The following is a 688-nucleotide window of genomic DNA, read 5'->3' as shown; positions in this document are numbered from 1 at the left end:
TAACCACAAGTCCATTAGAGTCTATAGTTACTTCAACTCCACCTGCTTTAATGATAACACAATCAGGTTTTGCATTAATAATTGTTTCTCCTACCTGTATAGTCGCCTCGCTATCGGCTTTTAACTCATGAATAGTTTTTGCATAAGTTGTGATATTATCAGCTACCATGCTTGTATTTTTATCACTTTCAAATCCTATGGATTCATTACTTGTAAAAAGAATATTATCTTTGCTTTTATAATCCATCTCTTTCTCGCTTAACACTTGCATTTTATCACTGACATTAATATCATAATGCCCCTCAACCACTTCCTTTTTATTCCCCTTCACATTTCTTATCTCATCTTTATGGATAATAGTATTTTGATTAGCACCTATTTCTATATCTTTGTTTTCTCCTACATATTCATGAGAGTTTTTAGCCACTCTTACTTTATTATCTACTCCTACATTTAAGGTATTGCTTAATCCTACTATGGTATCTTTAGATAAGCCTACATTAGTTAAGTATTCTCCTCCTACATTGACATTTTTAGCTAAGTCTATGGTTTGAGTATGAATCTTTTTAATCCTTTCATTATAAATTCCATCCACTATAGAATCTTTATCATTTAAGATTCTTTGAGTGAAATTATGCTGGACTAATTCATCATAATCCTTTTGGGCTTTTAAATAAATTTGTTCTTT

Annotated in this window: 1 protein-coding gene; it reads right to left on the bottom strand. The window is 30.7% G+C overall.

What is annotated here, in order from left to right; all coding sequences use genetic code 11:
* Positions 1-688, bottom strand: a 688-nt coding sequence (locus AJN58_RS03765; protein WP_070291988.1) for a bacteriophage T4 gp5 trimerisation domain-containing protein, incomplete at both ends; no start/stop codon positions are given.

Origin of the sequence: Campylobacter sp. BCW_4321 (genome assembly GCF_001763075.1) — a bacterium.
Classification (GTDB): Bacteria; Campylobacterota; Campylobacteria; order Campylobacterales; family Campylobacteraceae; genus Campylobacter_D; species Campylobacter_D jejuni.
This window is presented reverse-complemented; position numbering and strand designations above follow the sequence as displayed.